The organism is Arthrobacter sp., assembly GCF_030540645.1.
Lineage (GTDB): Bacteria > Actinomycetota > Actinomycetes > Actinomycetales > Micrococcaceae > Specibacter.
Genome location: NZ_JAUNVV010000026.1, coordinates 20,045 through 37,780, shown reverse-complemented (window position 1 = coordinate 37,780; position 17,736 = coordinate 20,045). Strand labels below are relative to the sequence as shown.

Annotated in this window: 14 protein-coding genes; 9 read left to right on the top strand and 5 right to left on the bottom strand. The window is 62.3% G+C overall.

The features are described 5' to 3' along the window. Positions 1-153: 153 nt before the first annotated feature. The 3 genes from Q4P21_RS07135 to Q4P21_RS07125 are packed head-to-tail and all read right to left on the bottom strand — an operon-like array spanning position 154 to position 5,817. Positions 154-1,869 (bottom strand): DUF5719 family protein, encoded by a 1,716-nt coding sequence (locus tag Q4P21_RS07135; RefSeq protein ID WP_303388100.1) that lies wholly within the window; start codon positions 1,867-1,869, stop codon positions 154-156. Then, on the bottom strand, positions 1,862-5,248 hold the full coding sequence (locus Q4P21_RS07130) for a glycosyltransferase family 2 protein (protein WP_303388102.1): 3,387 nt from the start codon (positions 5,246-5,248) through the stop codon (positions 1,862-1,864). The genes Q4P21_RS07135 and Q4P21_RS07130 overlap by 8 nt, the downstream gene beginning before the upstream one ends. A 29-nt stretch (positions 5,249-5,277) precedes the next feature. Next, the gene (locus Q4P21_RS07125) at positions 5,278-5,817 is read right to left on the bottom strand and encodes a WhiB family transcriptional regulator (protein ID WP_303388099.1); all 540 of its coding nucleotides are present in this window, start codon (positions 5,815-5,817) and stop codon (positions 5,278-5,280) included. Positions 5,818-6,238: 421 nt separating this feature from the next. On the opposite strand from Q4P21_RS07125, the gene Q4P21_RS07120 reads away from it, so the two are divergent. Continuing rightward, complete coding sequence (locus Q4P21_RS07120; RefSeq protein ID WP_303388098.1) at positions 6,239-6,991, top strand: TIGR03089 family protein; 753 nt, start codon at positions 6,239-6,241, stop codon at positions 6,989-6,991. A 26-nt stretch (positions 6,992-7,017) separates the two neighbouring features. Here the strand turns inward: Q4P21_RS07120 and Q4P21_RS07115 are convergent, their stop codons facing one another. Continuing rightward, positions 7,018-7,521, bottom strand: a complete 504-nt coding sequence (locus Q4P21_RS07115; protein WP_303388097.1) for a GtrA family protein — start codon at positions 7,519-7,521, stop codon at positions 7,018-7,020. Between the two features lie 194 nt (positions 7,522-7,715). Here Q4P21_RS07115 and Q4P21_RS07110 point away from each other — a divergent pair, with 194 nt between their 5' ends. The 5 genes from Q4P21_RS07110 (at position 7,716) to Q4P21_RS07090 (ending at position 13,433) form a co-directional block, all read left to right on the top strand. Further along, a complete protein-coding gene (locus Q4P21_RS07110; protein ID WP_303388096.1) occupies positions 7,716-8,885 on the top strand; it encodes a 5-(carboxyamino)imidazole ribonucleotide synthase in 1,170 nt (389 codons plus the stop codon). Beyond that, positions 8,882-9,475, top strand: a complete 594-nt coding sequence (purE, locus tag Q4P21_RS07105; protein ID WP_303388095.1) for a 5-(carboxyamino)imidazole ribonucleotide mutase — start codon at positions 8,882-8,884, stop codon at positions 9,473-9,475. Before Q4P21_RS07110 ends, purE begins: the two co-directional genes overlap by 4 nt. Further along, positions 9,472-11,091, top strand: a complete 1,620-nt coding sequence (locus Q4P21_RS07100; protein WP_303388094.1) for an LCP family protein — start codon at positions 9,472-9,474, stop codon at positions 11,089-11,091. The genes purE and Q4P21_RS07100 overlap by 4 nt, the downstream gene beginning before the upstream one ends. 93 nt (positions 11,092-11,184) lie before the next feature. Next, a complete protein-coding gene (gene manA, locus Q4P21_RS07095) occupies positions 11,185-12,444 on the top strand; it encodes a mannose-6-phosphate isomerase, class I (protein ID WP_303388093.1) in 1,260 nt (419 codons plus the stop codon). Beyond that, on the top strand, positions 12,441-13,433 hold the full coding sequence (locus Q4P21_RS07090; protein WP_303388092.1) for a peptidoglycan bridge formation glycyltransferase FemA/FemB family protein: 993 nt from the start codon (positions 12,441-12,443) through the stop codon (positions 13,431-13,433). The genes manA and Q4P21_RS07090 overlap by 4 nt, the downstream gene beginning before the upstream one ends. An 80-nt stretch (positions 13,434-13,513) precedes the next feature. Here Q4P21_RS07090 and glpX read toward each other — a convergent pair whose 3' ends face one another. After that, positions 13,514-14,530 carry a class II fructose-bisphosphatase gene (gene glpX, locus Q4P21_RS07085; protein ID WP_207345247.1) on the bottom strand — a complete coding sequence of 339 codons (1,017 nt, stop codon included), beginning with the start codon at positions 14,528-14,530 and terminating at the stop codon, positions 13,514-13,516. 196 nt (positions 14,531-14,726) lie between these two features. Between glpX and Q4P21_RS07080 the strand changes: the two genes are divergently transcribed. From Q4P21_RS07080 to Q4P21_RS07070, 3 genes are all read left to right on the top strand, one after another. Continuing rightward, a complete protein-coding gene (locus Q4P21_RS07080; RefSeq protein ID WP_303388091.1) occupies positions 14,727-15,374 on the top strand; it encodes a DUF4245 domain-containing protein in 648 nt (215 codons plus the stop codon). Continuing rightward, positions 15,374-16,033, top strand: coding sequence for a carbonic anhydrase (locus tag Q4P21_RS07075; RefSeq protein ID WP_303388090.1), 660 nt, complete (start codon positions 15,374-15,376; stop codon positions 16,031-16,033). The genes Q4P21_RS07080 and Q4P21_RS07075 overlap by 1 nt, the downstream gene beginning before the upstream one ends. 164 nt (positions 16,034-16,197) lie before the next feature. Continuing rightward, a complete protein-coding gene (locus tag Q4P21_RS07070; protein WP_303388089.1) occupies positions 16,198-17,628 on the top strand; it encodes a class II fumarate hydratase in 1,431 nt (476 codons plus the stop codon). The last annotated feature ends 108 nt before the right edge of the window (positions 17,629-17,736 follow it).

Below are 17,736 nucleotides of genomic sequence, written 5' to 3'. Positions count from 1 at the left end.
CCACAAAAAATAACCAGGCAAACGCGCCACTCAGAGTGAGAGCTCACACTCACTCAGCGGAGCATCACATACGGAACTGAAATGCGTGGGTTGGAGCAGCTGTTGTTTCACCCGCACGTCCGGACTGTGAATCTGGTACTTCTGACAGCTGGCCTAGTAGCCGGTGGTGATATTGATCGACTGGGCTCCAGAGGTGGTGCCTGCGATCGGTAGAACTGCAATATTGGCGGAGTCGGCAGTGTCCAGCAATTGCGTACCAAAAGTGGGCGCCCCGGCCACGGAGACCAAAACTGCCGCTGTGCCGGATCCCAGCAGTGATGCAGGATTCACGGTCACTATATTGCCGGCCTTGAGCTGAATATCTTTGCCAGCACCAAGCACACCTGACTCGGAAATCGGCACTAGCTTGATTGTCGCTTCCCCTTCAGGGGCGACAAACGCCAAGGCGGAACCGACTCCCTTGGGGACAGACACAAGGTGGGTGTCGCCCAATCGCGCGGCCGATGGTGCCAGTGCCAAGTCGACCGCTTTGCCCGGCTTGGTGAAATTGACTAGTCGTACAGCTGCCGTGACGGACACATCAGCTGTAACACTGATCGAATACGTGCCTTTAGGGAGACCGGCGAGCGAGAGCTGCGAAACCTTACCCGCCCCCGCCGTAAAGACCCCACCCTTGGGCAGGGCAACCTGACCCTCGGCGCCGTAGGCTTTGACTTCAATCACCGCGTCACTCGCTCCAGGGACGGTCACGACGAGGTCCGTTGTAGCGTCTTTGTACCCGTCCTGGGCTGAGATTTCGGCTGCTGCACTTGGTGTCTGTACTCGCACACCTGGGATGGTGAAGCTGGATCCAGGCGCCTGGACAGGGGCAAAATAGTCAACTCCGCCAGGAGTCAGCCCGCGCAGAACAGACTGCTGGATCACGGCACTAACGGCCCCACCGCTGCTCTTAAGGTGAACGCTGAGTTGTTCCTGGTCTGGTGCCAGTCCCGCGAGAACCACTGAGCGCACGGTCCCGGGTGCAACGGTCAACCCTTTACCGCCCGGCGCCGCTATGGGCCCGTTCGCCCCGAACAGCTCCAGTGAGACAGTGGCCGGGCTAGGAGAGGAATTCGAAATCACGAGCAACGCGGTCCGAGCAATGGATGTGCTTGCCCCGGAAATCCACAGCTCATTTGAAGGCCGCTGGCATGTCGCTGCGGCCAACCCGGCCAAGTCGCCATCGCTCGCCGCGACGACGACGGATCCCGATCCTTGGGAGATTTCCTGCCCAAGCGGCTGGACGCCCAGTACTGACGTCGCTCCTACCGTCTTTCCACCCACGACGCCGGCCCGCGCCTTGGCCGCTCCCGGCAGTTCCGTAGGCTTCGCCTCAGGCAACCCTTTGGCAGAAACTGGGAACAATGACGAGAACTTGCCATCCAACGCCTGCACGCCAGACTCCGGCAACTCTCCATTAGCGCCGCTCAGCACCACGGCGTCGAGCTGGGTTGTCGTGCCCGAGGAGTTTGCCGAGAATTCAGGATCAGCTCCAACGGAAGACCCTGCCAACAACTGGGTGGGACCTTGACAATTAGCAAGTGCCTCCCCCACAGGCAGCGGGTGCGGCACTGGGGTGACTACTGAAGTCGCATTGATCCCCGGATACACGCTGGCGGCCCCCACCGCCGCCACAGCCACGGCAAGCATTGCGGCACCCACGAGGACTGCCGACCAGCGGCGCGTGGCGCGGACAGATCCGGAGGACTTCACTGGCTTGACAGCGGGTTGCGCAGTTTCAGCCGCTGTCTTGGCCGTTTTGTCCGACGTAGCTTTCACAGGCGTGCCTGCGGGCAGATTCTCATCCGCATTGTCCTTGATCTCAGGCACCTCTACCAACCTTTTGCAATGATGCTTCGTCCCTATAAGCGCCGGTGCGGCCACGCCGCGCACGGACTGGAATAGCGAGCAGAACCGTCAACCCGAACAGGATCAACTGGACCAAGCCAAAGACTGTGCTCAGCGGCTGAACGTAGCGAATCTCCAATTCACCGCCAACCGCGGGAAGTTCAAAGGCCTGGGCCCAACCTGAGGTGGATGCCTTCAGCGATTCACCATCAAGCCAAGCCTGCCACCGCGCATCCGAGCGCTCTGCCATCACCACGCGACGGCCGTCGGCTCCTGCCGCAATGGCCGTTGCTACGTTCTGCCCTTGTGAAGCCACCGGCGCCACGGACTTGCCCGCAGCGTCAACGATGCGGACACGGTTTACTACATCACTGAGGCCCCCACTCGCATAGGCGGGCTTCACACGCCACAGCCAGCCTGATTCGGTGGGTCCCACAGTGTCCAGTCCCGGAACAGCTTCCAATTCGCCGGCCAGCAGCTCAGCCGCCGTGTCACCATGGCGCAGCACCACAAAACCAACTCCAAGATCAACCAGTCCAGCCCGCGGGTCAATGCCCGATTGGGACAATATGGCCGCCACAGTGTCCTGCAACGCCTTCGTGGCGGGGTCTGCTTCAAGCACGCTTTCCTCACCAGGGGCCCCTGTGACGAATGCTGCCGCGGCAATAGTGGAGGTGGCATCCAAGGTCGTGCCAGCACTTTGCATCAGCGTGGCATGCACGCCGCCGTCGGGCATGACAGCCAAGACGATGGTGCGGCTGGCTTCAGGCCCGGTGCCACGGTCAGCCGCCGTAGCCGGAATGGTTCCTGCGGTGACCGCCTGTGGCAGGAATGGTCCCGTCAAAGCCGGCGTCTGCGGATTCTCGGAGAATTGCTGGGAGCCCCACAGCCCTAAACTCGCCAGCGGGGCTGCAACCAGCAGCACTGACAACGTGATGGACGTGACCTTCGCAGGCCTGTGCTGCTGCGGCTTTGAACCGTCCCTGAACTTGTGGTGTGCGCTGTAGGCTCGGCGGTAAGCGGCATCAAAACCAAGCACAGCGGCGCCCAGCAATGCAAAGAAGGCCAGCGACACAGCGGGGCCGTTGTACGGTGTGACAAGAGTGGAGCCGTCAAACGCAACTGCAATGAACTTTCCGGCGTAGGCCGCGGCCAAAGCCAACAAGGCAACGAGCCACAACACCCGAACAACTCCGGCGCGCCGCAACGGCAGCAGCAAAGCTCCGGTGGCTGCCAAGACAACGGGGGCACCAATCAGGAAAACAGCCAGCCACAACCACCAAGGCGCCGAGGTAAGCGAACTCAGCCCCGGCAGCCCAGCAGCGGCGTCGAGTCGCTCAGGGAAGCCGAGCAGCTGCTGCCACAGCGGCCCTGGATCTGAAGCCAGCGGCAATCCCGGATCGGCCAGCAGCGCTCGAGGATTGGCCAAAGCGGACCAGGCAAAAGGCAGGAACAGGGCAACCGGCGGTACAAGCGCCCACCAGACGGTCTTGCCACGGCGACCCATGAAAACGGCGGTGAGCAAAATACCCACCACGGCCACGGGCAGCAAGCTGGGGGCAGCAGCCGTCACGGCGGCAAGGGCCAGCCCGGCGGCAGCAGCTGCCGTCCACGACGGATTGCCGTCAACACCTGTCCGGCCAAGTTTTGCCACAGGGGAAGTGTCAGCATCCCCCACCGTATTGGGAACTTGAATGCCACGAACTTCAGGTCCGGCAGCTGCACCCACCGCACGAATCAAGCCCAGCATCACAACGGGAATCAACACATGAGCCAGTAGAGCGCCCACGCGCCCCTCACCCATGGCGGTGAGCAACATCGGGGCCCCTGCCCACGCCAAACCCGCAACAATGCGGATCCAACGCCGTCGGGTCAGCGCACCGGCGGCCAGCCAAGCGGTGAAAGCGGAGAGCGGAAGAGTCAGCAGCACCAGCCACAGTATGGATTGTGAGCCGTTGCCGCCCAACGCGCTGAGCCCCGTCAAAACAACATTGAACGGGGTGCCGTGTCCCGGCAGCCCTGAACCAAGTGACACCCACCAGTCGGTGGCATGCTGCCACACGCTGCTCAACTGGGCTGAGACAGGAAGTAGTGCGCCACCGGCCAACGCGGGTACGCCCAAAAAGCGCGAGAGGGCAACGAGCGAAAAGACTGTCAGGAGGATGACCAGCGCCACAGCACTGACGATGGGGGCCGTCTTAATGGCGGCCAGCGGGGACACGCTCTCCTGGTGTGTCTCACCGGTGGGTTCATGGATGGCAGCAACGGCAAGGTTTTCCTGCGGCAGTTCCTCGTCGGGCCCGATGGTCTCCCGCAGGATCTTCAATTGGTCCCGCACAGAACGGTTCTCCACCAGGACACCCTTGTGAACGGACCGTGGCATGGTCCGCTGCCCTGCGAGCGCCGTCCGGCTCATCTGCAGGGCGGCGGGACGAAGCAAGCCGGCGCACGTTGCGGCAAACATCCGCACTGCATGGCCGGGTGCTTTCAACACGAACCCGGCAGCCAGCCAATAGAGCGCGCCCAGGAAAATACCTACGACGTGGAAAGGCACGGTCCAGGTCGGTGCGTGTTTGAGCCGCATAAAGATTGCCGCTTTGCGGGCAGCCACGGCCGAACCCATACCATGGGGCCTGTGCACCACGTGAAAAATGTGGGCGTCGGGAACCACAACAACCCTGTCCCCTGCCAAGCGGACCCGGGCGCAAAAGTCCAGATCATCCCCTGTGCCGGGCAGAGCAGGGTCGAATCCATCAAGTTTTTCAAATACGTCGCGACGTACGAGCATGCCTGCCGAGTTCACGGCAAATACGTCAGACCTGTTGTCATATTGGCCCTGATCCTGCTCGTCGAGGCCTATGAGCGCGAAACGATCAAACCGCTTGTTGGCCCACAACCCAACGTCAACCAGCCGACGGTGATTGTCCCAGTCAAGCTGCTTGCAGCCGACCACCGTTGCGTTGTTGGTGCGCTCTGTAGCATCCAGCAGCCGTTGCAGCGCGTCTGGGGCAGGGGCAGCATCGTCCTGGAGCAACCAGATCCATTCAGTGCAACTCGGGGTACTGGCCCCGTCCCCGCCCTCCAACACATCCACCCCACCGGCCGCGCTTGCCCGCACAGGCACCGTCGCGCCGCTGTTCAGATGTTTCTGATGTTCCAGGACTGCGTCCACGGCCGCACCGTAGCCTTTTCGCCCGTCAAGGGAAATGACCTTGCGTTCGCCCAACTCCTTGCGCAGCAACTCACCTGAGTCGTCTGTGGAACCGGTGTCCGCGGCAAGGACGACGTCGGCTGGCCGGGTTTGCGAGGCTAAAGCAGCCAAGACCGTGGGGAGGTAGGCACCGCCGTTGTGGGCAACCAGAACGGCCGTGACTTTTACTGCTTCAAGAATTAGACCGCTCGCTTCCGCAGCCGCCGGCGCTCACGCTCGGACAGGCCGCCCCAGATTCCAAAACGCTCATCATTGGCCAGAGCGTATTCAAGGCATTCTGCTTTGACGTTGCACGCGCCGCACACCTTTTTGGCATCCCGGGTGGAACCACCCTTTTCAGGGAAGAAGGCCTCCGGATCGGTTTGCGCGCACAACGCATCAGTCTGCCAGCCTAGTTCACCTTCGTCGCTGAAATCTTCTGGTTGGCTTCGCAACCCAATCCAAACGGGCTCATTCTCCACTCCCTCCACACGGGCCGGATGGAGTGTTGCAGGCCCATCCTCCTCATGCGAGGTGAGGAAAGCTGTTGCTGCATCCTCCAGGCTCTGGTGATTTTCACGTTGGTGAAAAGCAGCCGATTCCGGGTCTGCCGGGTCCACGTACCAGTCGGTTGGAACACCCCGGGAACGGTAGGCTGCGGCTGCCTGTGCTGCCACTGCCCCCTCCTGATCCACTGCGCCGTCTTGGAGATTTACCACACTCAGCCGAGCTTGCCCCATAATCGTCCTCCTGAATGTTGCCGCCACTACTGTTTGCCGAATTTTCGACTTCCGCATCGTGCGGCCAACAGTCTGTCTAAGAGCGGTTCGTACGTCCAATTCCTGCTAATTGCTGGGTCTAATTACATCTATGTAAGTTCGCCACGTCAAGCGGAGCGGAATGATAACCACTACTGCATAGGTTCTTCTGGCACGCCACGCCCGAGAATTTCATAGCAATACATACCTGCAATGACGCAGGGTTAGGCACTCAAACCCTTTTTCCTGTCTGAATACGGCCCATTTTCAGGAAATATTCACCACTGCCACTGCCGTCGTGTAATGCACATCACGCCATAAATGGCAATTTATCCATTCGATGGCCTCACTGGTGGGCGTTGGGGGGCCGCACCCTGGGACAGACGTGGAAAGATGGTTAACCATGAACCTCCGACCCGGCACTCCCACCGATCTACTCGCGACCTTGCGCACCAACAACCCCACCGCACCCAGATTGACTTGGTACGGGCCCAACGCCGAACGGGTGGAGTTTTCCGGGCGTGTGCTGGAAAACTGGGTGGCCAAGACGGCAAACTACTTGGTTGATGAGCTCGACGCCGAACCCGGCACCGTTGTTGGTCTGGACCTGCCGCTGCACTGGCGTTCGCTGGTATGGCTGCTGGCCACCTGGGCCGTGGGCGCCACGGCGACTCTGACAGATGCCGCAGCCACACTGCAGGCAACCAGCCGCACCGACATTGTGGCCACCACCAACCCGGCCGCAGCACACCATCGCTTTGACGGTGCATCCCCGAGCCCGCTGGTGGTTGCCGTGGCGCTGCCCGCGCTCCAGATGCGCTGGATGGAGGATCTGCCTGCGCGAACCCTTGACTACTGTGGGGACGTGCGGGCACACGCGGATGTTTTCTTTGCTGATGACGCCCCGGCATCATCAGCCCTCGCCTGGCAGCACGGAACCACAGCCGTCAGCTACGACCAATTGCTGACCTCCGAGGACCATCCCACAGTGCAACAGGCGCCCCGGCGGGTCCTGCTGCACGTCAGCGAAGGATGGGCCGCCGTCGTACCTGCGGCCCTCAACGCTTGGGCAGACGGTGGTTCAGTGGTCCTGCTAGACAACTGTGTGGAACCCACGGAAAAGCTGCGCACCAGCGAAAACATCAGTCAGGACTGAGCCCGGCGCCTTTAGTTTCCTACCTGTTAGTTCTCAACTTGGGGCTCAAGGAGCTTGTGGTCATCGGCAAAGCCGGGCTCCTGGTCAAGTTCAGCGGTGAAGACCCAAAATCTGTAGGCAAAGAAGCGGAAGATGGTGCCAAGGACCAGGCCAACCACAGAACCTGACACGAAGTCCGCATAGGCCGATTCAAAGCCGAGGACCCAGTGGGAAATATACACGCACGCTCCCGCTATCGCGATACCGACGCCGTTCATGAGAATGAACATACTCACTTCGCGCAGCACGTTGGCTTGACGGCGGTGGCGGAACGTCCAGTACCTATTGGCCAGCCAGGAAAAGATGGTGGCCACAATGGCGGAGATGATCTTTGCCTTGGTGGGGTGTCCGGACATGCTCCCGCCGAGCAGCCACAGGTATATCCCGGTGTCGATCACGAAGGCGATGCCACCAACAACACCAAATTTGGCCACTTCACGCCAAAATAGGCCCATGAGTCCTTTAATGCGGTCGACGAGTTTTCCGAACATGATCCTCCGTGGGCTAATGGCCAAAAACGGGTGAATCACGCTGCGGCCTCACCTAGATTCTAGGCCAACTTCGCCTTTGCTCCGATCAAAACAGGCGCCGATTGACTGGGAATAGACCCATATTTGGCCGTGAACTCGCCCCACGTGCGAGGCAAAGGCAAGGAACCAGACAGACTTTCGGTACGCTGGGGACTGTGACTTTTCCTGTGATCGGTGTAGTGGGCGGTGGACAGCTGGCCCGCATGATGGCCCCTGCCGCCGTGGCCCTTGGTTTTGAATTGCGTGTCCTGGCTGAATCCCCGGAGGTGTGCGCTGTGGCAGTCGTTGCCCAGGCGCCCGTGGGCGACTACACGGACCTTGACGCTTTGCGGGGCTTTGCCTGTGGCGTTGACGTGCTCACTTTTGACCACGAACACGTCCCCAGCGCCCACCTGCAAACGCTCATCGCCGAAGGCGTGAACGTCCAGCCGCGTCCCGACGCGCTCATCAACGCCCAGGACAAACTGGTCATGCGCGCAGCCATTGAACGCCTTGGCCTGCCGAACCCCGCCTGGGCCGCAGTGACCTCAGTGGCAGAAATCACAACTTTCGGTGACGCGCACGGCTGGCCCGTGGTGCTGAAGATGCCACGCGGTGGATACGACGGAAAGGGCGTCGCGTTCCTGCGCAACGCCGAGAATGCCGCGGAATTCGCCCAGTGGTTCGAGGCCATGAGCCCGCTCCTCGTGGAGGAAACTGTGGACTTCTCCCGCGAACTCTCCGCCCTGGTGGCCCGCACGCCTTCCGGCGAGGCCAAGGCCTGGCCTGTGGCCGAGTCCATTCAGGTGGCAGGGGTGTGCGACGAAGTCATCGCTCCGGCCCCCGGTATCCCGGACGACGTCGCCGCCCAAGCCCAGCAGGCAGCGCTGAAGATCGCCACCGAGCTCGGTGTCACCGGCGTCATGGCTGCCGAACTGTTCGAAACACCCGGCCGCGGGCCCGGCTACCTCGTCAACGAACTGGCCATGCGTCCGCACAACACAGGCCACTGGACCATGGACGGTGCCGTCACAAGCCAGTTCGAACAGCATCTGCGTGCCGTTCTTGACCTGCCCTTGGGTGCCACCGACGCCCTCGGGAAGATCGTCGTCATGAAGAATTTCCTGGGCGGCGCCAACCAGGACCTGTTCAGCGCCTACCCTGCCGCACTGGCCGCGGACCCATCCGTCAAAGTGCACAGCTACGGAAAGTCAGTACGCCCCGGCCGCAAGATCGGCCACGTGAATTTGATTGGTTCCGGGAACGACGACGTAGCCGCCGTCCGCGCCCGCGCCACCACCGTGGCAAACATCATCCGCGACGGAGCAGAAGGAGCACAACGATGACACCCACCACCGGATCCGCCACGCCTTTGGTGGGCATTGTCATGGGCTCCGACTCAGACTGGCCCGTCATGGAAGCGGCCGCTGCGGCCCTGAGCGAATTCAACATTCCCTTTGAAACGGATGTTGTCTCCGCCCACCGCATGCCCACGGAAATGATCGCCTACGGCCAGGACGCCGCCGCCCGCGGCATCAGGGTCATCATTGCCGGTGCCGGTGGCGCAGCCCACCTACCCGGCATGCTCGCCTCCGTCACCACCCTCCCCGTGGTGGGTGTCCCCGTCCCGCTCAAGACCTTGGACGGAATGGATTCGCTGCTGTCAATCGTCCAGATGCCAGCGGGTGTCCCCGTAGCCACCGTTTCCATCGGAGGGGCCCGCAACGCAGGCTTGTTGGCCGTGCGCATGCTCGCCTCCGGCACCGACGAACTTGCTCGGAACCTTGCTGACAAGCTTGTGGACTTTGCCCAGGCACTCAAAGACCAGGCCTCCGCCAAAGGCGCCGCACTGCGTGAAAAGGCCGGCGCAAGCTACCCGATGTCGGTGCTGCCGAACAAAAATGGCACGGCACAGGGTGTGAGCGAGGACGCATGAGTTTTGGCAGCCCCAAGGTGAACAAGGCCTCCAGCCGCCCGCCAGTGTTGACAAACCCGGTCCGGTACCCGGAATCGGCGTCTGCACCCGTGCGCTCAAAACGTGCCTGGTTCCTGCTGCTGCTGACGCTTTTCCTGCCAGGCTCCGCGCAAATCGTGGCCGGCAACAAACGGCTCGGCCGACTTGCCCTGCGCTGCACTTTCGCCGCCTGGGCACTGGTGATCATCGCCGTCGTACTTGGTCTGCTCCAGCGCGATACGCTGCTTAACCTTTTCACCAACCCACTTACGTCCCTGCTAATCATTGTGGTGCTGGCCGCCGCGGCTGTGGGCTGGGCCGTGATGTTCCTGAATACGCTCAAGATCATCAGGTCCGCACTCCTGGCACCCGGCATGCGCGGGCTGGTGGGCGCTGCGCTGGTGGTCCTCATGGTCGCCACAAGCGGCTCGTTGGGCTATGGGGCGTTCCTGATCAATTCAGGGCGAAACGCGATCACGAACATTTTCCAGACCGGTCCTGATATGTTGCCGGTGGACGGACGCTACAACTTCCTGGTGATGGGCGGGGACGCTGGCGCGGATCGCAGCGGGCGCCGGCCTGACTCGATCATCGTGGTCAGCGTCGACGCCACGACTGGCCAAGCGGCCACCATCAGCATCCCGCGCAACCTGCAAAACGCCCCGTTCTCAGCCAATTCACCGCTGTGGGGCGTGTATCCGGAAGGCTATGACTGCGGCGACAACTGCATCATCAACTTCCTGTACACGGACGTGACCAACAACCACCCAAAGCTGTATCCCAACGCCCCAGACCCTGGCGCCGCAGCCATGATGGATGCCGCCGGCGGCATTCTTGGGCTGTCAATCCAGGGTTACGTACTCGTTGACATGGCGGGTTTCTCCAAGCTCATCGACGCCTTGGGCGGGGTCACCATCGACGCCGGCGGCTGGGTCCCGATCAGCGGGGACGACGTCAACGGCACCGGCGACCACCTGCCGCCGACCGGCTGGATTGCACCCGGGGTGCAGAAGCTCGATGGTTACCATGCACTTTGGTATGCCCGTTCGCGCCAGTGGGTCCTTGAATACAACCGGAGTCAACGCCAGCAGTGCATCCAAGCCGCCATGCTGGCACAGATGGATCCGGCCACGGTGCTGACAAAGTTCAACGCCATTGCCGACGCCGGCGCCAAGGTCATTGAATCCGACCTGCCTGCCGGTCAGTTGGGCAGCTTCGTCTCATTGGCGCTGAAGTCCAAAAATCACGACCTGGCCCGTTTGACCATTGGGCCTCCGGACTTCCCCCAGGACTTCCCCACGTATCCCGACTTTGACCAGATCCACCAGCGTGTCAAGGCCCTGCTCAACCCGGCTCCCGCCACACAGAACCCTGCCGCGCCGGAAACCAAACCGGACGCTCCGGCACCGGATGCCCCCGCCCCAGATGCACCTGCTGAGCCGACTCCCGAAGCTCCGGCCGTACCAGGACCAGCCCCTGCGGCACCTTCGATCAACCCGAACATCACCGAAGAATACTTGCAGCAACTGGCCATCAACGGAGACGACGTGGCCTTGTCCGGGCTGCTGTCCAACAATGGGACATGCTCCCCGGGCTAGGCTGCATGCGTAGGCAGTTGCCTGCCCAGCCACCGTCAACTCGATCTCTAGCCAACCCGATCTGCAGTTTGTCTTGGACCAGGAGAAATGCCCATGTTTGCACTGACCAATGTTGTCCGCGACTACGCGTGGGGCTCCCGCACCGCCATCGCCGCACTGCTGGGCACTGAGCCAAGCGGGGGTCCCGAGGCAGAGTTGTGGATGGGTGCGCACGCCGATTCACCCTCAATTGCCGCCACACCCGAGGGGCCGGTGGCTCTAGACCAGCTGATCGCCGAGCACCCCCTGACTACGCTCGGCCAAGAGGCGCTTGATGCCTTTGGTGCCAAACTGCCATTTCTGGCGAAACTGCTGGCAGCTGACACTGCCCTGTCCCTGCAAGTTCATCCGACCCTTGAACGCGCTCGGGAGCGATTTGCCGCAGAAGAGGCTGCAGGCATTCCTCGCGATGCACCGCACCGCAGCTACAAGGATGACAACCACAAACCGGAAATGCTGTTCGCACTGACAGATTTCAAGGCACTTTGCGGTTTCCGACCCTGTGCGGAAGCCGCAGAACTGTTCCGTGCCGTGGGTGCTTGCATTGCCGCTACCGGTGCTCCGGTCCCAGAACTGCTGCAGCAGGTGGAAATGACCTTGAACTCACGCATGGCGGCCCCCATGGTGGTGCGCCGCGCGTTCGAAACCCTCGTGCACGGCGGAGCCGAAAGCGCGGAGTTGTTGAACCTCGCGGTCCCGGCACTGTCCGCCGAAGCCGCTGCCGGCAAGAAACTTCCTCCCGCCCTTGCCACGGTGCTTGAACTTGCCGTGCAGTACCCCGGGGACCCCGGCGTCCTTGTTTCCTTGCTGCTGAACCGTGTCTCACTGGTGCCGGGGGAAGCCATCTACCTGCCTGCCGGCAATATTCACGCGTACTTGAACGGACTGGGGCTTGAGGTCATGGCGTCATCCGACAACGTGCTGCGTGGTGGCCTGACAGGAAAACATGTTGACGTTCCGGAACTGTTGGAAATTGTGGACTTCACACCCAATGCAGTCCCCCTGGTCCCCACACGTGTGAGCGAGTTGGGCCAGCATCTTTGGGAGCCGCCCTTCACCGAGTTCACTTTGCAACGGGTGGAGATCGCCCCTGACTCCGAGCCCGTGCCACTGCTGCAAAACGGACCGCTGCTGGTCCTGTCCGTCTCCGGTGCCGTGCTCCTTGATTCCCCGCGCAGTGACATGGTGCTGGGACGAGGCTCATCGGTCTTTGTTCCGGCAGCCGAGAATCCTGTCATGGTCCACCCACACGTGGATGCGGCCGGGGAAACCTCCGTGGTCTTCGCCGTCACCTGTGGAGCGTTCACTTCATGAAACCCATCCTGCAAACTACCGTCTGGGCACAGTTCCAGCGAAGCCTGGGTAAAACCGTTCATGAAGCGGAGGGACCGGGCTGGAGTTTTCTGGCCGTCGAGGAAAAAACACCGCTAGGTACGTACTTGTACGCTCCGTACGGGCCATGCGCCGACGAAGAACCAGAACTGGCCCAGGCCATCGCCGAGCTTGCCGGTTTAGCCCGTTCCATCAAAGCGCACTACGTGCGGGTGGAACCCGTGTCCGCCGGGCTTGGCGCTAATGCCGCAGCCACCTTGACCTCTCACGGACTGCACCGCGCCCCAGCCGACGTGCAGCCACACCTGAGCTGGAAGGTCGACCTGCGCCAAGATGAGGAAGCACTGCTGAAGGGGATGCGCAGCACCAGCAGAAACTTGTTCCGCAACATTCACAAAAAGGGCGTCACTTTCGAGGTCTCCACCGATCCTGCGCAGCTGCCCATCCTGCTTGGCTTCCTGCATAAGGTCTCCAACCGTGCAGATTTCACGGCACAATCAGATAACTACCTGCGTCACGCCGCCCAAGTGCTCATGCCTGCCGGCGCCGCCAAACTGTTCATAGCCAAGCTCGACGGCGAACCCATCGCAGCAGCCCTGTCCTACGACACGGCTGACACCCGCGTCTATGCGCACGCGGCGGCCGACGACGCGCAGCGCAAGCTCAACGCGGGCATACCGCTGCTGGTGACCATGATGCTGGACGCAAAAGCCTCCGGCATCAGCGAGTTCGACATGTGGGGTGTCAGCCCCGAAGACGAGCCGGAGCACCCTTGGGCAGGTTTCTCCCGTTTCAAGCGTTCCTTTGGCGGAGCCGAGGTGGAGTACCCGGGTACATGGGACCTGCCCATCAACCGGTCCATGTACACCGCCTACGCGGCAAGCCGCAAAGCACGGACGCTCCTGGTCGGTGCGCTGAAAACAGCACGCACCACGGCCAGAAGCGTCCAGGCAAAGCTCAAAAAAGGTTGAGCGCAGGTCTCAACAAGCTTGAATTTATGGAAACAGCCCGTCGCTAGATTGCGCCGGGCTGTTTCTGTGGAAATGCTGTGTCAGTTCGGGCGGGCGTAGGTTTCCCACTTGTGCGCCTGGTGCTCGCCGTCGACGAAGCGGATGGTGCCGGACTTGGAGCGCATGACGATGGACTGCGTCAGCACCTTGCCCTTGTCGTAACGCACGCCGCGCAACAGGTCGCCGTCGGTGATGCCCGTGGCGGCAAAGTAGCAGTTGTCGCTCGTGACGAGGTCGTTCGTGGACAGCACCCGGTCAAGGTCGTGCCCGGCGTCGAGCGCCTTCTGCTTCTCGTCGTCGTCCGTGGGCCACAGACGGCCCTGGATGACGCCGCCTAGGGTCTTGATGGCGCAGGCCGCCACGATGCCCTCAGGGGTGCCACCGATGCCCATGAGTGCGTCGACGCCGGTGCCGGAACGTGCTGCGGCAATGGCGCCAGCCACGTCACCGTCCAGAATGATCTTGGTACGTGCCCCGGCATTGCGGATGTCCTGGATGAGGGGCTGGTGGCGGTCGCGGTCCAGGACCATGACGGTGAGCTGGTTGACCTTGACACCCTTGGCCTTGGCAATGAGGTGCAGGTTTTGCTTCACCGGAAGGCGCAGGTCAACCATGTCGGCGGCTTCGGGGCCGGTGACAAGCTTCTCCATGTAGAACACGGCGGAGGGGTCGAACATGGTGCCGCGTTCTGCGACAGCCAGCACGGCCAGCGCGTTGTTGATGCCCATGGCAGTCAGGCGCGTGCCGTCAATGGGATCCACCGCAACATCGCACTCGGGGCCGGAACCGTCACCCACAACTTCACCGTTGTACAGCATGGGGGCTTCATCCTTCTCGCCCTCACCAATGACTACAACGCCGTTGAAATGGACGGTGGAAAGAAGTGAACGCATCGCATCTACTGCAGCGCCGTCGGCCAGGTTCTTCTCTCCAAACCCGACCCAGTGGCCTCCGGCAATGGCTGCTGCCTCGGTGACGCGCACCAGTTCAAGGGCAAGGTTGCGGTCCGGTTCGTCGTCGCCCACGGCGAGTGAACGGGACAATTGCGAATAATTCATCTGCGATGCTTTGTTAGCCACGTGTAAACCCCATTGTTTAGGTTGTTGCAGGACTGCCGTGCGCGGCGGTGCGCACCCTGGCATTTCTTTACTTCTGAACCAATCATAGGCGACGCCGCCTCCCCCGCCGCGTGATGTGGCCCACGTCGGGAAGATCGTGGGAAAATTGTCCGCCTATTTCTGGGAAGATGGTGGGGTGAGTGATTCCAGCCCCACCCCACCCGTCAAGCCAGTCATTGCAGCCGGTGCCGCCAAACGGGCCAACGCGTCCGTGATCGGAATGCTGTTGGCCATGCTCTCCACTGTGGCCATTGTACTAACCATTGTGTGGCTCAATCCGCAGCAAAAGGCGGAGAATTACCGCACCCACATCGACGTCGCCGCTGTTTCAGCGCACGCGTCTGAAACAGCGGGGTTCACCCCCGTGGCGCCGGTCCTGCCTGAGGGCTGGTCTGCCAACTACGCACGGTGGAATCCGGCCGGGCCCGACGGTGTCTCCTTTTGGGACGTTGGCTACGTCACGGCGAGCAACACTTTTATTGCCCTGCGCCAATCCGGCACCGCGAACCCAACATGGACTGCCTCCCAAGCTGGAAATGCCCCTATTACGGGAACCCGCACGGTTGACGGCAGCGATTGGGAACTCCGTGATAAACCTAAAGGTGAACGCAGCCTGGTGTTGGCCACCGGCGAAACCACCATCGTGTTGACCGGTGAAGCAGACTTCAAGGACTTCGATGTACTGGCTGCCGGCACCACTAAACTGCTTGAGGCCGACCATGCCAACCCGGCCCCCGGCAGCCCTGATCCCAACATCACACCAACACAGAAGGACGGCAAATAATGCACGGTGGAGAAGACGGAAACATCAACGCAATTTCGGCTCATCCCCAGACGCCTGCACAGGCCTGGGCGACGCTCATGGCAGGAAACGCCCGGTTTGTGGAGGCCAGCGCTTCCCACCCCAACCAGGACGCGGCACGCCGCAGCTCCCTCGTCTCCACCCAGCACCCGTTCGTCATGATCTTTGGCTGCTCGGACTCGCGCCTGGCCGCAGAGATCATCTTTGACCTGGGGCTCGGCGACGCCTTCGTGGTCCGTACCGCCGGTCACGTCATCGACAACACCGCTCTCGGCTCGCTCGAGTATGGCGTCGAATACCTGGGCGTGCCCCTGATCGTGGTCCTGGGCCACGACAGCTGCGGCGCCGTCACCGCCACGAAGGGCGCCGTTGCCACAGGCCAGATGCCGGCCGGTTTCATCCGCGACCTCGTCGAGCGCATCACCCCTTCAGTGCTGACCTCGCTACGCAACGATCCGGACAGCACCATCGGCGACATGGTCGAGGAACACGTCAAGCAGACTGCCTTCCGCCTCGTGGAGAACTCCCCCATCATCGCCAGCGCCGTGGCCCGGCAAAAGACCGCAGTGGTCGGTTTGACGTACCGCCTCAACGACGGCCACGCCGACCTCGTCTACAGCAACGGTTCCATCGGCCTCTAGCCTGCGCCCTGCCTGTCAAGGCACAGCATAGGCAGGCACGGCAATACCGGGCCCGACGGCGGCACTTGGCTGCCGCCGTCGTGCGTGGAAAAGCGCGGGGCACCTCGAGCCGGTGCGGCCCTTGCTTTTGTGGCTCTGCCCACGGCGGCGATATGGTGTAAGACATGACTGATACAGCTGCCGCTAGCGCACCAGAATTCCGTATTGAACATGACACCATGGGCGAGGTCCGGGTTCCGGCCAACGCCCTGTACAGCGCCCAGACGCAACGTGCCGTGGAAAACTTCCCCATCTCCGGCATGACGCTGGAGCCGGCCCACATCGCTGCTCTGGCCCTCATCAAAAAGGCCGCAGCCACCACCAACGCCGAACTGGGCGTTCTTGATGCTGAACTGGCGCGGGCCATTGAAGCAGCAGCCGATCTCGTGGCTGCTGGCGGCTACGAGGGCGACTTCCCGATCGACGTGTTCCAGACCGGGTCGGGCACCTCCTCCAACATGAACATGAACGAGGTCCTGGCGACGCTGGCCAACAAGGCCCTGGCAGCTGCCAACTCGGAGAAGAGCGTCCACCCCAACGACCACGTCAATGCGTCACAGTCCTCCAACGACGTGTTCCCCACGTCCGTGCACGTGGCGGCAACCTCCGCCCTGATCAACGGCCTGATCCCGGCCCTGGCCTACTTGGCCGAGGCCTTGGAGCGCAAGGAAGCCGAGTTCGCCACCGTCGTCAAGTCCGGCCGCACCCACTTGATGGATGCCACCCCCGTGACCCTGGGCCAGGAATTTGGCGGCTACGCAGCGCAGATCCGCTACGCCATTGAGCGCGTGGAGTCCTCCCTGCCGCGCGTGGCTGAAGTCCCGCTCGGTGGCACTGCGGTTGGCACCGGCATCAACACCCCCGCCGGCTTCCCGCAGCGCGTGATTGCGCTGCTGGCGCAGGAGACGGGCCTGCCGCTCACTGAGGCCCGCAACCACTTCGAAGCCCAGGCCAACCGCGACGGCCTCATTGAAGCCTCCGGACAGCTGCGCAACATCGCCTACTCCATCATGAAGATCAGCAACGACCTGCGCTGGTTGGGATCAGGCCCCAACACCGGCCTGGGCGAGATCTCCATCCCCGACCTGCAGCCAGGCTCCTCCATCATGCCGGGCAAGGTCAACCCCGTGATCTGCGAGGCCGCCATCATGGTCGCCGCCCAGGTCATCGGCAACGACACCACCATTGCCCTGTCCTCCACGAACGGCGCCTTTGAGCTGAACGTGGGCATCCCGGTCATGGCCGCCAACCTGCTGCAATCGATCCGCCTGCTCACCAACACCTCGCGCATCATGGCGGACAAGATGGTGGACGGGCTCACCGCCAACGTGGAGCGCGCCCGCTTCCTGGCCGAGGCCTCCCCGTCCATTGTGACGCCGCTGAACAAGTACATCGGCTACGAAAACGGCTCCAAGATCGCCAAGCACGCCATCAAGGAGGGCCTGACCATCCGCGAAGCCGTCCTGGCCCTTGGCTTCGTGGACCGCGGCGAGCTGACCATGGAGCAGCTCGACGCCGGCCTGGACGTGCTCGCCATGACCCGCGCGCCGCAGTAAGCAGCCTGCGCCGAGGGCGTGCCAGGCTGGCGGGGGCGGTGATAATTTCACGGCCCCTCGCTGGCATGGCACGCCTTCGGCATCGCTGGACGACGGCGGGAGGTCCCC